Source organism: Sphaerisporangium sp. B11E5 (genome assembly GCF_039871875.1).
Lineage (GTDB): Bacteria > Actinomycetota > Actinomycetes > Streptosporangiales > Streptosporangiaceae > Sphaerisporangium.
This window is the reverse complement of the sequence record NZ_JBDPMD010000027.1, coordinates 92,571-109,113: the sequence shown is the minus strand read 5'-3', so window position 1 is coordinate 109,113 and position 16,543 is coordinate 92,571. Positions and strand designations below refer to the sequence as shown.

Genomic DNA, 16,543 nt, shown 5'->3' with positions numbered 1-16,543 from the left:
GTGTTAAGCACGCCGCCAGCGTTCGTCCTGAGCCAGGATCAAACTCTCCAAACAATGTCTGAAAAGAAACCCCAGCGAGAAACCCCTCGGCTAAAAGAGGCCTCTCATCAAAGGAAAACCATCCCCGGACACGCCGAAACGAGCCCCAGGGGACGGGGTTAATGCATATTCATGCACTGGCTTTTAGCACACTGTTGAGTTCTCAAGAAACGGACGCGTACACCGGCTGAAACGGATCTTCGATCCGGCCCGCCGGGGCTCATTTCCGTTCGCTCTGGTGTCAGAGCAACCCCTCGAACTTACCCAAGTATTGGAGTCTGGTCAAACCGCGACGCAGCGCTCTGAAACTCGGACGAGTCATCGGGAGTGCAGGAGACCGAACACTGCGAGAAACCTGGTCGGTTCCTGGCCTCCGCCCGGTGGGGCGGGGGCCGTGATCGCCCTGCGGATAAAACTGTAGCACCGGTGAAGGGGTGCCATGACCAACTTCCCCGGACTGCTAGTCCTTCCCTGCGGTCCGGGGGCCAAACCTGGAAATCACCAGCGATCCGCGCAACCTGGAGAACGCTGTGAGCCCGCGACCGGGGCAACGCCGGTCGCGGGCTCACGGGAGACCTTCAGCGGGATGCTCAGCCGGTCGGCAGGGCGGCCAACTGGGCTTCCAGGCGGGCGATGTCGGCGTCGGCCTGGGCGGCGCGGGCGCGGACCTTGGTGACGACGTCGTCGGGGGCCTTGGCCATGAACTGCTCGTTGGCGAGCTTGGCGGCCACCTGGGCGGCCTCCTTGCGGGCGGCGGCGAGGTCCTTGTCCAGGCGCTTGCGCTCGGCGGCGACGTCGATGGCGCCGGCCGTGTCCAGCTCCACCGCCGAGGTGCCCACGGCGAGGCGGGCGGTGGCGGAGAAGGTGGGGCCGGGCGCGTCCAGGCGCAGCAGGGTGCGCATGGCGCCCTCGTGGGCGGCGAGGGCCGATCCGTCCAGGGAGAGGCGCGCGGCGACCCGCTGGCCCGGTTTGAGGCCCTGGTCGGAGCGGAAGCGCCGCACCTCGGTGATGAGCTCCTGCACGGCCACGATCTCGCGCTCGGCGGCCGGGTCGGCGTAGCTCGCGTCCAGCGCCGGCCAGGACGCCACCACGACGGAGGGGCGGGCGGTCAGGGCGCGCCAGAGCTCCTCGGTGACGAACGGCATGAGGGGGTGCAGCAGCCGCAGCAGCGCGTCGAGCACATGGCCGAGCACGACACGGGTGCGCTCGGCGCGGTCGCCGCCCTCGGCGATCTGGATCTTGGCCAGCTCCACGTACCAGTCGCAGACCTCGTCCCACGCGAAGTGGTAGAGCTGGTCGGAGATCTTGGCGAACTCGAAGTCCTCGTAGGCCGTGTCCACCGCGCCGATGACGGTGTGCAGGCGGGAGAGGATCCACCGGTCGGCGACGGTGAGGTCGCCGGGAGCGGGCAGCGGGGACGCGACGGTCGCGCCGTTGAGCAGCGCGAACCGGGTGGCGTTCCAGATCTTGTTGCAGAAGTTGCGTGAGCCGGCGGCCCAGTCCTCGCTGATCGCGACGTCCGAGCCGGGCGACGCGCCCCGCAGCAGGGTGAAGCGGGTGGCGTCCGCGCCGTACCGCTCGATCCAGTCCAGGGGGTCGACCACGTTGCCGAACGACTTGGACATCTTCTTGCCGAACTGGTCGCGCACCATGCCGTGCAGCGCGACGGTGCGGAACGGGGTCTCGCCGTCCATGGCGTACAAGCCGAACATCATCATGCGGGCGACCCAGAAGAACAGGATGTCGTACCCGGTCACCAGCACCGTGGTCGGGTAGAAGCGCTCCAGCTCGGGGGTGCGCTCCGGCCAGCCGAGCGTGGAGAACGGCCACAGCGCCGAGGAGAACCAGGTGTCCAGCACGTCGGGGTCCTGGGTGTAGCCGGGCGGCGGCTCCTCGTCGGGGCCGACGCACAGGACCTCGCCCTCGGGGCCGTACCACACCGGGATGCGGTGGCCCCACCACAACTGGCGGGAGATGCACCAGTCGTGCATGTCGTCCACCCAGTCGAAGTAGCGCTTGGCGAGCTCCGGCGGGTGGACGCGGGTACGGCCGTCGCGCACGGCGTCGCCGGCGGCCTTGGCGAGCGGCTGGACGTTGACGAACCACTGCAGGGACAGCCGCGGCTCGACGACGGTCTTGCAGCGCGAGCAGTGGCCGACGGCGTGGAGGTAGGGGCGCTTCTCGGCGACGATGCGGCCCTCGGCGCGCAGCGCGGCCACGACGGCGGGCCGCGCCTCGAACCGGTCGAGGCCCTGGAACGGGCCGTGCGCGGTGACGACAGCGCGCTCGTCCATGATGGTGAGCGACGGCAGGCCGTGGCGGCGGCCGATCTCGAAGTCGTTGGGGTCGTGGGCCGGGGTGACCTTGACGGCGCCGGTGCCGAACGAGGGGTCGACGTGCTCGTCGGCGACGACGGGGATCATGCGGCCGGTGAGGGGCAGTTCGACCATGGTGCCGACCAGGTGGGCGTACCGCTCGTCGGACGGGTGGACGGCGACGGCGGTGTCGCCGAGCATGGTCTCGGCCCGGGTGGTGGCGACCACGATGGACGCGTCGCCCTCGCCGTACCGGATGGAGATCAGCTCACCCTCGTCGTCGGAGTGGTCGACCTCGATGTCGGACAGGGCGGTGAGGCAGCGGGGGCACCAGTTGATGATGCGCTCCGCGCGGTAGATCAGCCCGTCGTCGAACAGGTGCTTGAAGATGGTCTGCACGGCGCGGGACAGGCCGTCGTCCATGGTGAACCGCTCGCGGGTCCAGTCGACGCTGTCGCCGAGCTTGGCCATCTGGCCGAGGATGCGGCCGCCGGACTCCTCCTTCCACTGCCAGACGCGCTCCACGAAGGCCTCGCGGCCGAGGTCGTGGCGGGACAGGCCCTGCTTGGCGAGCTCGCGCTCGACGACGTTCTGGGTGGCGATGCCGGCGTGGTCCATGCCGGGCAGCCAGAGCGTCTGGTGGCCGCGCATGCGGGCGCGGCGGATGAGGACGTCCTGGATGGAGTGGTCGAGGGCGTGGCCGATGTGGAGGACGCCGGTCACGTTGGGGGGCGGCAGCACGATGCTGTACGGCTCCCCCCCGCCGCCTACGTCCGCCGTGAAGTAGCCCTCCGCGACCCAGCGCTCGTAGCTGCGGGTCTCGACGTCTGCGGGTGCGTACTGTGTCGGCAGATCAGGCGTTGTCACAGCGACAATTCTAGGGATGTCCTGACGCTGTCTGGGCCCACGTACAGCCGCGCGCACTTAATCCGCTATTCGGACAGGCCGCCTGTTTACCGTGATCTGTCACCAAAACCCACTTTTTGTGTGGCACAAAGGGGGCCTCACTACGGAATGTAATCTCCGGTGCGGGTCCCCCGGGCCGGTCCGGCCGCAGTTCGGCCCGCCGCGGCACAGGCCGGGCGGGCCGGATGGATCACGCCACGTGAGGAGTCAGGCCGACTTCTCCCGCGGGGTGCGCTGCTGCTTGGTGGCGTTGAGCTGGTCGCGGGGCACCAGCGTGGGGTTGACGTGCTCCAGGACCGACTCCCTGGTGATGACGACCCGGGCGACGTCCTGGCGGGACGGCACCTCGTACATCACCGAGAGCAGGACCTCCTCCATGATGGCTCGCAGGCCGCGGGCGCCGGTGCCGCGCAGGATCGCCTGGTCGGCGATGGCCTCCAGCGCGTCGTCGGTGAACTCGAGCTCGACGTTGTCGAGCTCGAACAGCCGGCGGTACTGCTTGACCAGGGCGTTCCTCGGCTCGGTGAGGATCTGGATGAGGGCCTCACGGTCGAGGTTGTGCACGCTGGTGATCACCGGCAGACGGCCGACGAACTCGGGGATCATGCCGAACTTCAGAAGGTCCTCAGGCATGACGTCCGCGAAGATGTCCGAGGCGTCGATGTCGTCCTTGGAGTGGATGATCGCGTTGAAGCCGATGCCCTTCTTGCCGACCCGGGACTCGATGATCTTCTCGAGGCCGGCGAACGCACCGCCGCAGATGAACAACACGTTGGTGGTGTCGATCTGGATGAACTCCTGGTGGGGGTGCTTGCGGCCGCCCTGCGGCGGGACCGAGGCGGTGGTGCCCTCCAGGATCTTCAGCAGCGCCTGCTGCACGCCCTCGCCCGAGACGTCCCGGGTGATCGAGGGGTTCTCGCTCTTGCGGGCTATCTTGTCGACCTCGTCGATGTAGATGATGCCCGTCTCTGCCTTCTTGACGTCGTAGTCGGCCGCCTGGATGAGCTTCAGGAGGATGTTCTCGACGTCCTCACCGACGTACCCGGCCTCCGTGAGCGCCGTGGCGTCCGCGATGGCGAACGGGACGTTCAGCATCTTGGCCAACGTCTGCGCCAGCAGGGTCTTGCCCGAGCCCGTGGGGCCGAGCAGGAGAATGTTGGACTTGGCCAGCTCGATGCCGTCGTCTCGGCCGCGCTCTCCGGACTGCACACGCTTGTAGTGGTTGTACACCGCTACCGAGAGCGCCTTCTTGGCCTTGTCCTGGCCGATGACGTAGGCGTCCAGGAACTCGTAGATCTCCCGAGGCTTGGGCAGGCTGTCCCACTTCAGCTCGGACGACTCGGAGAGCTCCTCCTCGATGATCTCGTTGCAGAGATCGATGCACTCATCGCAGATGTAGACGCCGGGTCCGGCGATGAGCTTCTTGACTTGCTTCTGGCTCTTCCCACAGAACGAGCACTTCAGCAGGTCTCCGCCGTCGCCGATGCGTGCCACCCCAGATACTCCTTTGCGTGGGACCGCCTGCTCCGCGATCCGAATCTTGCGGACTCGGTCCGAAAAGTCATCCCGCTCAGGTTTCGACGTTACCGTCTTCTGGGCCCTCAGTGCGCCCCCTAGCGGTGAGTCGCACCGGAACGTGCCCAATTGGGCACCGTTCCGGTGCGATCCGCGTCCTCAGGAAGCCACCGCTTGAGCGCGCTTCTTCCGTGAGGGGATGATGTCGTCGATCAGGCCGTATTCCTTGGCCTCGTCGGCGTTGAGGATCTTGTCGCGCTCGATGTCGCGACGGACCTCGTCGGGCGACTTGCCCGAGTGCCGGGCGACGATCTCCTCCAGCAGCGCGCGCATGCGCAGGATCTCGCGCGCCTGGATCTCGATGTCGCTGCCCTGGCCGCCGCCCTCGGTGGACGGCTGGTGGATCAGCATCCGGGCGTTCGGCAGCGCGAAGCGCTTGCCCGGCGTGCCGCCGGCCAGCAGCACGGCCGCGGCCGAGGCCGCCTGGCCGAGGCAGACCGTCTGGATCTCCGGCCGGACGAACTGCATCGTGTCGTAGATCGCCGTCATCGCGGTGAACGAACCACCGGGCGAGTTGATGTAGATGCTGATGTCCCGATCGGGATCGAGGGACTCCAGCGTCAGCAACTGCGCCATGACGTCGTTCGCCGACGCGTCGTCGATCTGCACCCCGAGGAAGATGATGCGGTCCTCGAAGAGCTTGTTGTACGGGTTCATCTCCTTCACGCCGTACGTCGTGCGTTCGACGAACGAAGGGATGATGTATCGGCCGTTGATGTCTCCCGGCCGGATCAAGTCGCTCACTGTTGCCCCTTAGGAGACGGCGCCCTCAGAGGGCACCTGCCGCGCGCTGCGCACGACATGGTCGATGAAGCCGTAGTCCTTGGCCTCCTCGGCCGTGAACCAGCGGTCCCGATCGGAGTCCTTCTCGATCTGCTCAAGCGGCTGGCCGGTGTGGAACGCGATGCGCTCCGCCAAGGTCTTCTTGACGTAGAGCATCTGCTCGGCCTGGATCGCGATGTCCGCGGCCGTGCCGCCGATTCCGCCGGAGGGCTGGTGCATCATGATGCGGGCGTGCGGCAGTGCGTACCGCTTGCCGTGAGCACCGGCGCACAGCAGGAACTGCCCCATGGAGGCAGCGAGCCCCATGGCCACCGTGCAGATGTTGTTCGGCACATACTCCATCATGTCGTAAATCGCCATGCCGGCCGTCACCGAACCGCCCGGCGAGTTGATGTAAAGCCAGATGTCCCGATCGGCGTCGTCCGCGGCGAGAAGGAGGAGCTCGGCGGTGATGCGGTTGGCGACCTCGTCGTCCACCGCGGTGCCCAGCACCACGATGCGCTCGCGCAGCAGACGGTTGTACAGCTGGTCCTCAAGGCGGTACGCGCCGTTTTCACGGCCGCGCCCCTGCGGCCCGAAGCCGATGGGCGAATGTGAGGTCGGCGGGCTGGTCACAGCGTCACCTTCCGATGCGTCGTAATCGATGGGCTTTGCTTGTGACCTTAACCCGGCACACCGACCGGTTACGCCTCGTCTCCACCCTGTTCGCTGACGGCGCAGGTCCGCCGGGTGGTCAGGCGGGGCCCGAGCGGCGGCGGTGCTCCAGATCCAGTTCGTGCGTCAGCCGCCTGCGGACCTCCACGCTGATGCGGCCGCTCTCGTAGAGGTTGTCGAGCTTCTCGCGCTGGGCCCTGGCCAGTTCCTCGCGCACCTCGCGGGCGCCTTCGGCGTCCTCGTCGTCCTCGTCGCCCAGCAGGGCGCGGACGCGGTCCAGGCGGAGCTCCAGGAGTTGCCGGAAGACGTCGGCGGTGCGCTCGTCCACCTTGTCGTCGGCGGCGAGCTCGTCCAGCCTGGCCAGCGCCGCCTCGGTGGTCTCCCGGCGGGCCCCGGCCTCCTCGGCGGCCTCCTCCTCCGACTCGCCGAGCCTCAGGCGGCGTATCAGGCGCGTCAGGGTGGTCGCCTGGCCGAGCAGGGTGACGAGCACGACCACGGCGGCCAGGAAGAGCAGCAGGGGGCGGTGGCGCACCGGCAGCGGGATGGACAGGGCGATGGCCAGGGTGATGGCGCCCCTGATGCCCGCCCAGCCCATCACCAGGCGCTCGGAGCGGGCGATCCTGTCGAAGGACAGGTGGCGGCCGGGGAGCCACCTGGCGAGGGGGAACACCGCCATCGTCCAGCCGAGCCGGGGCAGCACGACGGCGGCGACCACCACGGCGGCCACGCCGGCGAGCACCGGCACCGGGTAGCCGGCGACGCCCGCGACGACATGACGGATCTCCAGGCCGAGCAGGACGAACAGGCTGGACTCCAGCAGGAACACCAGGACGTCCCAGAAGGCGTTCCCGGTGAGCCTGGAGGCGGGCTGGAGCAGGCCGTGGGCGCGGACGCCGAGATAGAAGCCGGTGGTGACGACGGCGAGGACCCCGGAGACGCCGAAGTGCTCTGCCGGGAGGTAGGCGAGGAACGGCGTGATCAGCGAGACGACGATCTGCGCACCGGCGTCCGTGATGCGCACACGCACGCGGGCCATCACCCAGCCGAGCACCAGTCCGTACAGCACGCCGCCCGCCGCGACCCGTACCAGCGTCACGGCGCCCTCGGCCGCGCTCACTTGGGTCTCCAGGGCCGTGAGAGCGAGGCCGAAGAGCGTGAGGGCCACCGCGTCGTTGACGAGGCTCTCGCCCTCCAGGATGGTCACCAGGCGCCGTGGGGCGCCGAGGCGCTTCATCACCGAGGTGGCGGAGACCGGGTCGGTGGGGGCCACCGCCGCCCCTATGGCCAGCGCGGCGGCCCATTCGAGCTCGGGTACGGCGAACTTCACGGCGGCCGTCACCGCCACGGCGGTCACGCAGGTCAGGCCGAACGCCATGACCGAGATGGGGACGGCGTCCTCTCTGGTCTCGCGGGGAGCGGTGAGGAACGCGGCGCGGTAGACCAGGAGGGGGAGGTAGATGTTGAGGATCACCTCAGGTGGGGGCACCGTGGCGTCCAGGCCGGGGAGGAAGCTGGCGCCGACGCCCAGCAGTACCAGCGGGATCGCCTGGGGCAGGCCGAAGCGGCGCGCGGTCACCCGCCCGGCCAGCATCAGGACCGCGACGAGCATCGCTATGAAGAGATACTCCTCAACCATCGGCCGGCCGGATCGCGCATGTCACAGCCCGACAGTTGCCCACGAATTCGTAAAAATCACGCTAAAGCTGACCGTCGTCGGACAGCCTCAGGAACCGCGGGGGTGCCCCGCCATGCGAACTGCCGTTGACGGCCGTCCCCGCCCCACCAGGTGCGCCACCCAGGGCTCGGCGGGGACCAGCAGGTGACAGAGAAGCCTGGGCCCGGGAAGTGATGGGGCCGTCCGGAGCCTTCCGGCTCGGCGGACGGCCCCTTTCGTCACTGGGCGGGCTGTGCGGTGGGCTCGGGGGGCGGGGCGGCGCCCTCCTGCTCGGGGTTGAGCTCGGTGTAGATGGACTTGAGGTCCACGTCGTTGCCGGACTCGTCGGTGATCTTGGCGGAGTCGCCCACCACGGTCTTGGCCTTCTCGCGGACGATCTCGACCATGGCCAGGGTGAGCTGGTCGTTGTCGGCCAGGTGCTGGGCCAGGGTGTTGGGGGCCACGCCCAGCTGGGCGGCGCGGCGGACCACGAAGTCCGTGAGTTCCTGCTCGTTGACGCCGAGCTCCTCCTGCTTGACGATCTTGTCCAGGACGAAGCCGGTCTTGATCGCCTTGCGGGCGTTGGTGTCGAACTCGGCGAAGCGCTCTTCCTCGGTGGTCTGGTAGAGGCGGAAGTACGCCTCGCGGCTGAGGCCGCTCTCCGCGATCTGGTGCTCGAGGTTGTGCTTGCGGGCGTCGATCTCGGCGGTGAGCGCGCTCTCCGGCAGCGGGATGTCGATCTTGTCGAGCAGGGCCGTCACGGCGTTCTCGCGGGCCTGCACGACCTGGTCGATGAGCTTGTTGCGGCGGGCCTGCGCGCGCAGGCTCTCGCGGAGCTCCTCGAGGGTGTCGAACTCGCTGGCCAGGCCGGCGAACTCGTCGTCCAGCTCGGGCAGCACCTTCTCCTTGACGCTCTTGACGTGGATGGTGACGTCGGCCTCCTCGCCGGCGTTCTCACCGCCCACCAGGGTCGTGGTGAAGGTCTTCTCGTCGCCGGCGGCCATGCCGACCAGGGAGTCGTCCAGGCCCTGGAGGACCGAGCCGGCACCCACCTCGTAGGAGACGTCCGAGGCCTGCTGCTCCTCGATGTTGCGGCCGTCGATGGTGGCCGCGAGGTCCATCACGACGTAGTCGCCGGTGGCGGCAGGCCGCTCGACCCCGGTGAGGGTGGCGAAGCGCTGCCGCAGGGCGTCGATCTGGGCGTCGATGTCGTCGTCGGTGACCTCGGCCGAGGGCACGGTGATCTCGATGCCCTCGTAGTCGGGGACGTCGAAGGTCGGCCGGACGTCCACCTCGGCGGTGAACTCGACCTCCTTGCCGTCATCGATCTTGGTGACCTCGATCTCGGGCTGGCTCACCGGGAAGACGTCGCTCTCGTCCACGGCCTGGCCGTAAAGCTTGGGCAGGGCGTCGTTGAGGGTCTCTTCCAGGACCACCGCGCGGCCGAAGCGCTGCTCGATGATGCGGGCGGGAACCTTGCCGGGGCGGAAGCCGGGAACGCGCACCTGCTGCGCGACCTTCTTGTACGCCGCCTGCATGCTCGTTTCGAGCTCCTCGAACGGCACCTCGACGGTGAGCTTGACCCGGGTGGGGCTCAGCTCCTCGACAGCGGTCTTCACGGGGTGGTCTCCTTGATCAAGCTTCTGGTGATCGCGGGCGCGTCATGCCGTACGGCCACCGCGACATGCTCGCGCGCCGCGCCCACTTGGGCGGCTCAGTGCACGGGCCGAACGGGCACATCCTGTGGGGCATGCGCTACCGCGGCGGGTGTCCAGCGCCGCCTGCCAGTCTAGGGCAGGTGGGCGCCTCCGGCGTCATCGACAGGCGTCAGAGTCTATCAGAGATGATCTTCTGCAGGATCTCGACGGTCGCCTCGGGAGTGGTGCTGACCGCGCACAGCCGCTCCATGACCTCGCTGTAACGGTCCACCTCCTCGCGTTTGTCCAGGTAGAGCGCACTGGCGAGCTGCTCGACGTAGACGACGTCCGGCAGTTCCTTGTCACCGAAGCGCAGGATGCTGAACGCCCCGCCCTCGGCGCTGTGGCCGCCGTAGCTGAAAGGCATCACCTGAATGGTGATCCCGGGGAGCCGCATCAGCTCCAGCAGGTGCTGGATCTGGCCGCGCATCACCTCGGCGCCGCCGATGGGACGCCGCAGCGCGGCCTCGTCGATGACGGCCCAGAAGATCGGCCCGTCGGGACGGTCGAGCACGCGTTGCCGCTCCATGCGCAGGTCGACGCGGCGGGCGATCTCCGCGGGCCCGATGCCGGCCGCCCCGGCGGTGATGACGGCGCGGGCGTACTCCTTGGTCTGCAGCAGGCCGGGCACGAACTGCACCTCGTAGGTGCGGATGCGGGTCGCGGCCTCCTCGAGACCGACGTAAGCCTGGAACCAGGACGGCAGCAGGTCGTTGAACCGGTGCCACCACCCGGGCTCGTTCGCCCGCTCCACAAGGTCCATGACGGCCGTGCGCGCCTCGCCGTCCGCGACGCCGTACAGGGTGAGCAGGTCGGCGACGTCACGCTCCTTGAAGCCGACCCGTCCGAGCTCCATGCGGCTGATCTTGGACTCGGAGCCGCGGATCAGGTGACCCGCCTCCTCACGAGTGATGCCCTTGTTCTCCCGCAACCGGCGCAACTGTGACCCCAGCATAATGCGGAGGGCCGTGGGACCGGATCCGGTCTGGAATGAAGTCATGCGCGCCCTCCTTTCTTCGGTTCACTCGGGCCCAGCCCACACAGTGTCACCACTTCCGGCCCTCGTGACAAGGGCTGGTCACCGCAGCGTTTTTCCGGACGCACCACCAGAGGGTGTGCGTCTGCACGCTCCACATGCACGTGCATTTGGGTCTTGCACCGAACCGAATACTCGCCCATGATGGCCTAGTGCATATTGGGTTAAACGTGCACCGACCCATATAACAGCCATGTGGCCGCGGAGACTCAAGATGACAGCGGGAGGTATCGGCACCATGCTGGAGCCCGTATCCGCGGCCCACTGCCTGGAAGTGACGCGCGAGGTCGGATTCCAGAAGCTGCTGCGCTCCACCGGCAGGGAGGACACCACCACCTGCCCCCTGCGCCCGCAGGCCGACTCGGTGAAGACCGCCCGGGACGTCACCCGCAGCACGTTGCGGCGATGGGGCTTCGAGCAGATCGGCGACGACGCCGCGCTGGTGGTCTCCGAGCTCGTCACCAACGCCGTCCGCTACGCCCCCCACAGTGCCCGGCACCACGACGGCCACCCGATCGTCTTGATGCTGCTCAGGCTCGCCCCGCACGTACTGCTCGCGGTCTCGGACCCGAGCGACGAGATCCCCCGCCCCAAGGAGCCGGATTTCGTCTCGGAGAACGGCCGCGGCCTGTACATCGTGGAAACCTACAGCACCTGCTGGGGCTGGGACGTACTGGACGAAGGCGGCAAAGCCGTATGGGCGTTATTTCGCAGCCCCAGCTGATCGCCCGCAACAGACCGTTTCGCGCCCGCTAAGCGCCGGACGGCTTAGGCCGGTGGTTTTCGGGCCTCTCCCCGACCATTTTCGGCGGCCCCATCCGGCGGCCGTTCCGGCGGCGCCCGGTGAAACTTTCCCACCTGGCTCGCCGCCCGAAAACCGACCCGTCGGGGTGACCGGATTTGAACCGATGATCTCCTGCACCCAAAGCAGGCGCGCTACCAAGCTGCGCTACACCCCGGACCGCCGGCCGCTCGCGCACCTGGAATCTCCGGTACGCTTACGTCCTGACGACCGGCAGAAGTCTAGACCAGACCAACACCGGCTCGCGCGGACGTAGCTCAATGGTAGAGCCCCAGTCTTCCAAACTGGCTACGCGGGTTCGATTCCCGTCGTCCGCTCTCACCACGAAGGCCCAGGCCGGGGGCATGATCCCCCATCCAGGGCCTCGTTCGTTTCCGGCCTACTTCTGATGTCGTGCCCGTTGCGTGCCCGTTCCCTGGTTCGTGCCCCTCACCTGCCGGCCAGGGTGCCCTTTCCCGGACCGCCGCTTCGGCCCTTCGCCACGGGCTACCTTGAGCGCCTGGCCCAGGGCTTCCGCGATGGCCTTGTCCCGGTCCTGCGTCGCATGCTGGTAGATCAGGGCCGCCCGGGGGCTGGCGTGGCCCATCCTCGCCATCAGCTCCTTGAGGCTCGCGCCGGACGCCGCCGCGAGGGTGTTGCCCACGTGACGGAGATCATGAAAGTGAAGGCCCGGTAGCCCGACGTCTGCTCGGGCCTTGTTCCAGATCCGCCGGAAACCCGATCGACGCAGCCATGCCCCTTTGGGACCGACGAACACCCGGCCGTTCTCCTCCTGCTCCGCGAACCGGTCGAGGTGGTGACGAAGCTCCGGGATGATCTCCTGCGGTATGGAGACCACCCGGCGCCCGGCCCGAGACTTGGGGGTGTCCTCCATGAGCTTGCCGCCGTCGAGTTCGGCCAGTTCGCTCACGACTCGCACCACTCCCCCGTCCAGGTCGAGGTTCGGACGGCGCAGGCCGGCCAGCTCACCCCATCGCAGGCTGGTGAACGTCCCGAGGAGTACGAGGGCCCGGTACCGCTCGGGGACCTTGCCCATGATCTCCAGAACCTTGGCGAGCGGGATCATCTGCCGCTCAGGCGTATCCGGGGTGCCAGCGCCTTTGATCCTGCACGGGTTCTTGCGGATCAGCTCATCTTCGACCGCCGTACTCATGATCGATTTGAGGAGTTGGTACGCCTTGGCCACGGTCGACTGTCCGACCACGCCGAGCCGTTCCTTACGCCACCGCCGTACGTCCGCCTCCTTGAGGTCGCACACGTTGTAGTTGCCGAAAGTCGGTACTAGGTGGTTCTTGAGGAGGCTCCGATACAGACCCTCTGTCCGCACCTTGAGAACCCGGTCATCGATCCACGATTTCGCGTAGACCTCGAAGAGGACCTTCCCGGCGTCCGGGCTCATCCAGTCGCCCCGCTGGATCTCCGCCTCCTTGAGGACCAGCCAACGCTCAGCCTCCCTCTCGCTGGTGAAGGTGTACGGGGCCGGATGATCGACCCCGTCAGGCCCGGGGTAACGCGCCTGGAAACGTCCTGAGGGCAACTTGCGCACGCGACCGAACCGCCGCTTACGCTTCTCGGCCATCACGCGGCCCTCCCCCGCCGCACCGTGATGGGTTCCACGACCCCGGCCCGGATGAAGTCCTCCAAAGCGGATTCAGGGATGCGGACGTTCCGCCCGACGCGCACGAAGAGGATGCGCCGCTCTGCGATCAGCCGACGAGGGAAGCGCGCCGAGGTGTTGAGACGCTCCGCCGCCTGATCAACGGTGAGAAGGGCACCGCGGACCCGGTCCGAGGTCTCCTGCCTTACGGTTTTCCGGGTCATGCCGCCCTCCCGCCCCTCTCGGTTGCCGAAAGATCTCGCCCCGCCGCTTCGGCCTGGAGTCGCTGCAAGGTCGCGCGCCAGCGCTGGCGTTCCGCGACGGAGCGCAACAGCCGCAGGGTGAGCGGCGGCACATTGGCGTCCCCGTTGGGCACAGGGCGCCATATATAGCGGTCGGGATGCGTGGCCGTTCGGTCGTCCAGCCCGAGCGCTTCCAGAACCCAGGTACGGCGGTCCTGCTTGTGTTCGGTCAGGGTCTTGTTCGACCACTTGCGTGAGACCAGGACGCGACGTCCCGCGTAGCCGAGGTGTTCGGGCTTATGGGCCTTGCCCTTGCAGCCGCCCGGCCGCATCCCCGATCTGGCGCACTTGGGCTGTATGCCATAACGCAGCCAGTTCGGGCAGGTCGGAGAGCATGGTTCGAAGCGCAGGGCTTCCGCCATCCGTGCCGCATGGTCGCGCTGTGCCGGATTGTCGGGGTCGAGGGTCTCGCCGATGGACTTGGTCAGGTACTTGGACAGGTACCGGATGCACTGGTCGACATCCGGGGTGCCGGCCAGCACGCCCTGAACATCGACCTGGGCACCGAAGCGGACCACATGCAGGGGTTCGGCACCGGCGTCGAGCCGATCGAGCGCCTCATCCCAGGTGGGCAGGATCTCCCCGGTCATCGGGTCGAGGTAGTCGCCCGCCCGCTGGTCGACGTCACCGGCGTCGTCATCCCGCCCGGCCCACACGGGCAGGTGCTCCCCCTCGAAGACGACCCGGTCCGCCTGAGGCCACCACACCTGGTGATAGGTGGCCGCCACGACGGCTTTGACGTCCGCGCGTGGCAGGGTCCCCCGGACGGCCATGTGCAGGTGCGGAGCCAGCCGCTTCTGAGGTTCGACGCTGGCGAAGTACTGGACGTCGTAACCGGCCACACGGCGAAGGTTCTGCACGAACCGATCCACCAGCTTGGAGAAGTGCAGCGCATCCCGAGCGGCCCGCCGGTAGTCGTAGGTGGAGGGGTCGAGCGGTACGCCGTTGCTCACCCGCCCGTACGAGGGAAGCGTGAGGGTCACGAACAGCGACGGCCGGTAGACCTTGCCGTCCGAGCCGGTGAACGTCCGGCCCAGAGTCGTGTTCCGCCTGGCCCGCTTGGGCAGGTCGGGAGCATCGTTGCGCCGCCTGGTGGACCGGTTCCGCTTCGGAACGGTACGGCCGAGCACGTTGCCCCGCATCCCCGCGCCTCTGATCTCCTCATCCAGTTCTGCGATGGCCGCGTCCAGGTGATCGACGGGTTCGCCGGCCGACGCGGCCCGATCGCGTTGCGCCTGGACGTCGGAGCGGAACTCGACCAGCCAGCATTGATCCGCGTCCGGCTCGTCCGGGGTGATGACGGGTTCGTGGTCGAGGTGCCAGCCCTCACGGCACTGGGCCATCCGCAGGTGCCGGTTCCGCTTGGCGCACGAAGGACACTTGCTCGCCAGAGTGGCCCCGCAGGGCACGTCGATGATCTCTGCCTTCCCGGTCCCCGTGTCGATGCGCTTGAGCGGCACGGGCCGGATGCATACGCCGTGCTGGACGGCCACCAGCTCGACCACATCACGGGCGAGGGGTTGCGCCATTCGTACCGCCCGAGGCGTCTTGCGATCAACGATCACGCCGCCTCCCCGGATTCGGGGACGCACCGGGCCGTCCCACCACATTCGCGGCACTCGACCGTGCCCCGGACGGGGTCCAGCCAGAGCAGGCCGAGAGCACCGCAGAGCGAGCAACGCAGCCCTTCGAGGAAGTAGGCCAGCGTCATCGACCACCGCCCGCCCCGGCGAACTCAGCCGCCATGGCCCGGATGTCGGAATCCGTGACGTAGGCCGCCCGGACGCGCACCGGATCGGGATCGGCCTCCAACCGGACGTACCCGATGCCCGCACCGCGTGTGTGATCGGGTGAGATCCGATCGGCCAGTGCTCCCCGGTCGCGTGCCCCGTCCCCCAACACCATGTCGACCTGTTCGGACTCGTCGAGCCGAAGAGCGATCTTGTCCGGGAACAGGTTACGGATGTTCATGACTTCCTTGCGCGGATCTTGAAGTGCCGCCATGACGCCGACGCCGACCGCGCGGCCTTGAGTCGTCAAGGTGGCAAGGGCACTGGTGATGCGCTGGCGAAGCCCCTTGTCCGATTGGTAGGCAGTCAGGAACGCCACCTCGTCGACCAGCACCAGCACGAACGGATCATCAGCGCTGGGAGCGTGAGAGCGCCGGATACCGGCGAACCGGTCGGCCCGCTCCTGCATCAGCGCCACAGCCGCCTCCAACAGGTCAGCGCACTCGCCAGGCGTCGCGGCGTACCGGTCACCGAACAGGGCCCGCCCGTAGGACAGCTCCATCCGCTTGGGATCGAGTGCCCACAGCTTGACCAGCCCGGCCCCGGCCGCAGGGAGCAGACCGCGAATGGCCGACCACAGATAGGAGCCTTTGCCGGCCCCGGTCGCCCCCGCGATCAGCACATGAGTGCCATGAACCTTGAGCCGGTAGGGTTCGCCGTCCTCCCGTATACCGATCTCGACCGGCCCCACTGATGCCGTCTCGGGCACCGGTAAAGCTGGTATGGGCACGGCCAGCGGGTCACGACGCGGGAAGGTCAGGATCAGCCGCCCGGCCCGCTGGACCGTCACCCGGCACGACACCGAGCCGAAGCCGTGCGCCAGGTGCTCGATACGGTCGGCCCAGTCCTTCACCGCCTGCCCCGACAACATCTTCACCGTGACCCGGTCGGCCCAGGAGTCGCACTCGACCCGGACCAGGTGAGGAAGATAGTCGCGCCCCTTGAGGTGACGACCTAACCCGGAGACGATCATCACGGGTTGCCAGTGCCGCCGGTAGATCCAGAACCGGCGCCAGAAGGCCAGTAATCGCCACGTCATCCAGCGGGTGAAGGAGACCCGATCGGCGATGAACCAGCCAGTCAGGGCGGAGGCCAGCACGCCGAGCGTGACGACGACGGCTAACCAGCCCGCCAGCCGCCAGAGCACGAACAGCGCCGACAGCGAGACCGTCGCGATCGGGTGAACAAGGATCAGCCGGACCAGTCCCGCCAGGCAGCGCCAGACGAAGATGATGATCGTGATGATCGCGGGAGTCTGGACGACCGCGGGCCGGAAGACGACCGCAGTGTCCGGGGTGGTGGAGACGAGATTGCGTGTCTCATCCCCAGGGAGCCGCTTGAACATAAGCTTGGTGCCTCTCGTGATGTGGAGTCAGGGGAGAACCAGGGGCCG

The 16,543-nt window shown here is 68.0% G+C and carries 13 protein-coding genes and 2 tRNA genes; 2 read left to right on the top strand and 13 right to left on the bottom strand.

Translation table 11 applies throughout. The features are described from left to right. Positions 1 to 629 precede the first annotated feature (629 nt). From ABGB17_RS23430 to ABGB17_RS23400, 7 genes are all read right to left on the bottom strand, one after another. The gene (locus tag ABGB17_RS23430; protein WP_347632989.1) at positions 630 to 3,221 is read right to left on the bottom strand and encodes a valine--tRNA ligase; all 2,592 of its coding nucleotides are present in this window, start codon (positions 3,219 to 3,221) and stop codon (positions 630 to 632) included. A gap of 246 nt (positions 3,222 to 3,467) precedes the next feature. After that, positions 3,468 to 4,754, bottom strand: a complete 1,287-nt coding sequence (clpX, locus tag ABGB17_RS23425; protein ID WP_347632987.1) for an ATP-dependent Clp protease ATP-binding subunit ClpX — start codon at positions 4,752 to 4,754, stop codon at positions 3,468 to 3,470. A 180-nt stretch (positions 4,755 to 4,934) separates the two neighbouring features. Further along, a complete protein-coding gene (locus ABGB17_RS23420) occupies positions 4,935 to 5,579 on the bottom strand; it encodes an ATP-dependent Clp protease proteolytic subunit (protein WP_347632985.1) in 645 nt (214 codons plus the stop codon). Between the two features lie 9 nt (positions 5,580 to 5,588). After that, on the bottom strand, positions 5,589 to 6,233 hold the full coding sequence (locus ABGB17_RS23415) for an ATP-dependent Clp protease proteolytic subunit (RefSeq protein WP_347632983.1): 645 nt from the start codon (positions 6,231 to 6,233) through the stop codon (positions 5,589 to 5,591). Positions 6,234 to 6,351: 118 nt separating this feature from the next. Further along, entirely contained in the window at positions 6,352 to 7,881 is a 1,530-nt protein-coding gene (locus tag ABGB17_RS23410) for a Na+/H+ antiporter (RefSeq protein ID WP_347632981.1), read from the bottom strand. 284 nt (positions 7,882 to 8,165) lie between these two features. Continuing rightward, entirely contained in the window at positions 8,166 to 9,545 is a 1,380-nt protein-coding gene (tig, locus tag ABGB17_RS23405; protein ID WP_347632979.1) for a trigger factor, read from the bottom strand. A 208-nt stretch (positions 9,546 to 9,753) separates the two neighbouring features. Further along, positions 9,754 to 10,623 (bottom strand): helix-turn-helix transcriptional regulator, encoded by an 870-nt coding sequence (locus ABGB17_RS23400; protein ID WP_347632977.1) that lies wholly within the window; start codon positions 10,621 to 10,623, stop codon positions 9,754 to 9,756. Between the two features lie 250 nt (positions 10,624 to 10,873). Between ABGB17_RS23400 and ABGB17_RS23395 the strand changes: the two genes are divergently transcribed. Continuing rightward, complete coding sequence (locus ABGB17_RS23395) at positions 10,874 to 11,383, top strand: ATP-binding protein (protein WP_347632975.1); 510 nt, start codon at positions 10,874 to 10,876, stop codon at positions 11,381 to 11,383. 161 nt (positions 11,384 to 11,544) lie between these two features. On the opposite strand, the gene ABGB17_RS23390 is transcribed toward ABGB17_RS23395, so the two are convergent. Then, positions 11,545 to 11,618 (bottom strand) — tRNA-Pro (locus tag ABGB17_RS23390). Between the two features lie 89 nt (positions 11,619 to 11,707). On the opposite strand from ABGB17_RS23390, the gene ABGB17_RS23385 reads away from it, so the two are divergent. Further along, positions 11,708 to 11,778, top strand: a tRNA-Gly gene (locus ABGB17_RS23385). 62 nt (positions 11,779 to 11,840) lie between these two features. On the opposite strand, the gene ABGB17_RS23380 is transcribed toward ABGB17_RS23385, so the two are convergent. From ABGB17_RS23380 to ABGB17_RS23360, 5 genes are read right to left on the bottom strand one after another with little or no spacing between them, the layout of a single operon-like run. Next, on the bottom strand, positions 11,841 to 13,040 hold the full coding sequence (locus tag ABGB17_RS23380; RefSeq protein WP_347632997.1) for a tyrosine-type recombinase/integrase: 1,200 nt from the start codon (positions 13,038 to 13,040) through the stop codon (positions 11,841 to 11,843). Continuing rightward, positions 13,040 to 13,282 carry an excisionase family DNA-binding protein gene (locus ABGB17_RS23375; RefSeq protein WP_347632973.1) on the bottom strand — a complete coding sequence of 81 codons (243 nt, stop codon included), beginning with the start codon at positions 13,280 to 13,282 and terminating at the stop codon, positions 13,040 to 13,042. Before ABGB17_RS23375 ends, ABGB17_RS23380 begins: the two co-directional genes overlap by 1 nt. Continuing rightward, positions 13,279 to 14,889 (bottom strand): replication initiator, encoded by a 1,611-nt coding sequence (locus tag ABGB17_RS23370; protein WP_347632995.1) that lies wholly within the window; start codon positions 14,887 to 14,889, stop codon positions 13,279 to 13,281. Before ABGB17_RS23370 ends, ABGB17_RS23375 begins: the two co-directional genes overlap by 4 nt. Before the next feature lie 32 nt (positions 14,890 to 14,921). After that, positions 14,922 to 15,071 (bottom strand): hypothetical protein, encoded by a 150-nt coding sequence (locus ABGB17_RS23365; RefSeq protein ID WP_347632971.1) that lies wholly within the window; start codon positions 15,069 to 15,071, stop codon positions 14,922 to 14,924. Then, positions 15,068 to 16,495 carry an FtsK/SpoIIIE domain-containing protein gene (locus ABGB17_RS23360; RefSeq protein WP_347632969.1) on the bottom strand — a complete coding sequence of 476 codons (1,428 nt, stop codon included), beginning with the start codon at positions 16,493 to 16,495 and terminating at the stop codon, positions 15,068 to 15,070. Before ABGB17_RS23360 ends, ABGB17_RS23365 begins: the two co-directional genes overlap by 4 nt. Between the last annotated feature and the right edge of the window lie 48 nt (positions 16,496 to 16,543).

Bases quoted from the DNA above. Each gene is read 5' to 3' on its own strand.
- ABGB17_RS23410 (WP_347632981.1), bottom strand. From the start codon at position 7,881: ATGCTCGTCGCGGTCCTGATGCTGGCCGGGCGGGTGACCGCGCGCCGC.
- ABGB17_RS23400 (WP_347632977.1), bottom strand. From the start codon at position 10,623: ATGACTTCATTCCAGACCGGATCCGGTCCCACGGCCCTCCGCATTATG.
- ABGB17_RS23395 (WP_347632975.1), top strand. From the start codon at position 10,874: ATGACAGCGGGAGGTATCGGCACCATGCTGGAGCCCGTATCCGCGGCC.
- ABGB17_RS23380 (WP_347632997.1), bottom strand. From the start codon at position 13,040: ATGGCCGAGAAGCGTAAGCGGCGGTTCGGTCGCGTGCGCAAGTTGCCC.
- ABGB17_RS23375 (WP_347632973.1), bottom strand. From the start codon at position 13,282: ATGACCCGGAAAACCGTAAGGCAGGAGACCTCGGACCGGGTCCGCGGT.
- ABGB17_RS23370 (WP_347632995.1), bottom strand. From the start codon at position 14,889: ATGGCGCAACCCCTCGCCCGTGATGTGGTCGAGCTGGTGGCCGTCCAG.
- ABGB17_RS23365 (WP_347632971.1), bottom strand. From the start codon at position 15,071: ATGACGCTGGCCTACTTCCTCGAAGGGCTGCGTTGCTCGCTCTGCGGT.
- ABGB17_RS23360 (WP_347632969.1), bottom strand. From the start codon at position 16,495: ATGTTCAAGCGGCTCCCTGGGGATGAGACACGCAATCTCGTCTCCACC.